The 1804-nt window shown below is 65.6% G+C and carries 2 protein-coding genes; both read right to left on the reverse strand.

The features are described 5' to 3' along the window. Positions 1-170 precede the first annotated feature (170 nt). Positions 171-1235 (reverse strand): malate/lactate/ureidoglycolate dehydrogenase, encoded by a 1065-nt coding sequence (locus ACT6Y9_RS10740; RefSeq protein WP_443744523.1) that lies wholly within the window; start codon positions 1233-1235, stop codon positions 171-173. A 48-nt stretch (positions 1236-1283) separates the two neighbouring features. Then, positions 1284-1804, reverse strand: a 521-nt coding sequence (locus ACT6Y9_RS10745) for an Ldh family oxidoreductase (protein ID WP_443744524.1), incomplete at its 5' end; no start/stop codon positions are given.

The raw sequence follows: 1804 nt of genomic DNA on the forward strand, positions 1-1804 counted from the left end.
ATGATAGTTGGTTGTATTTCCAGTGAAAGTAGGTCATCGCCAGGCTCCCTACAAAAAGAAAGCCCCATCAGATGCCCGGTCTGTTGGGGCTTTCGTCTTTTCGGGCTCCGGACGAAGAAAAGGCCCGGTGCCTTGCGGCGTCGGGCCTCTGATGCGGTCTGGTTCGGCGGTCAGGCCCTGATGTCGGCCTCCGTCACGCCCGCCAGGGCGCAGGTCTCGAGGATCTTCGCCCATTCACCGTCGGAGATCTCGACGCCGTTCGCGGTACGCTCGGCCGTGCGCTCACGCTCGACTTCGCCGGGCTCCAGAATCGGGTTCCCCTTCGGATCGGGTTCGGGCGAGGCCTTCACGTATTCGATCATCGCGTCCATCTCGCGCTTCATCCACGTGAGGTCGCAGAGCGCCTTCGGGTCGATCACGATGCTCGTCATGTTGTTGACGATCGTGCCGTCGCGCTCAAGAAGCGAGGGCGCGTTGGTGCCGCCCGTCGAGAGGAGGCCCGCAAGGAGCTCGCAGGCGAAGCAGAGCCCCGCGCCTTTGTAGAGCCCCATCGGCATGAGCGAACCCTTCGGGTCCTCCCACATTACCTTCGGGTCGTCGGTGGGCTGGCCCTTGGCATCGAGCATCACGGGCTGCGGGAAGCGCTTCTTCGCGAGGTAGGCGACGCGGGTCTTGCCCATCGCCACGATCGAGGTGGCGAAGTCGAGGATGAAGCGGCCGTTCTTTTCGGTCGCGGGAATCGCGCAGCAGAAGGGATTCGTGCCGAAGCGCGCGTCCGAGCCGCCCCAGGGGGCGACGAGCGGCTGGAAGTGCTGTACGTTCACGAAGTGGAGCGACACCATGCCGGCGTCCGCGCACTGCTCGCCGTAGGTGCCGATGCGCCCGAGGTGGCAGCTGTTGGCGATCGTGTAGAGGCAGAGGCCCGTCTCCTTGGCGCGGGCGATCGCCTGTTCGGTCGCATCGTGGCCGATTCTCTGGCCGTAGCCGCGGTCGCCCGCGAACTGCAGGATCGAGCCGCGGTCGTTGAGAAGGCGGGGCGCGGTGTTGGGCTTGAGCCTCCCGTCCTGGATGAAGTCGCGGTAGATGGCGATCATGCCGACGCCGTGGCTGTCGTGGCCGCGCAGGTTGGCGTTGACGAGGTGGTCGGCGACCACCTTCGCTTCATAGGCGTTGCTGCCGGTGGCGGAGAGCCACTTCTCGGCGGCGTTTCTGAGTTCGTGTTCGCTGTGGCGCATCGGTGCTGTTCCTTGTCGTGCGTGTTGGTGTTCTGCCGCTCTGGGGACTCAGTCCTCGACCTCGACGCCCGCCTCGGCGCAGGTTTCGCGGATCTTCGCCCATTCGCCCTCGGAGATCTCGACGCCGTTCGCGGTGCGCTCGGCCGTGCGCTCACGCTCGATTTCGCCGGGCTCCAGGATCGGGTTCCCCTTCGGATCGGGTTCGGGCGAGGCCTTCACGTACTCGATCATCGCGTCCATCTCGCGCTTCATCCACGTGAGGTCGCAGAGCGCCTTCGGGTCGATCACGAAGCTCGTCATGTTGTTGATGATCGTGCCGTCGCGCTCGCACGTAGCGGGCGCATTGGTGCCGCCCGTCGTGAGAAGGCCCGCGAGGAGCTCGCAGGCGAAGCAGAGCCCCGCACCCTTGTAGAGCCCCATCGGCAGGAGCGCCCCCTTCGGGTCCTCCCACATCACCTTCGGATCGTCCGAGGGGCGTCCTTGAGCGTCGATCATCACGGGCTGCGGGAAGCGTTTCTTCGCGAGGTAGGCGACGCGGGTCTTGCCCATCGCCACGATCGAGGTGGCGA

Source organism: Sutterella sp., assembly GCF_052272535.1.
Classification (GTDB): domain Bacteria; phylum Pseudomonadota; class Gammaproteobacteria; order Burkholderiales; family Burkholderiaceae_F; genus Sutterella.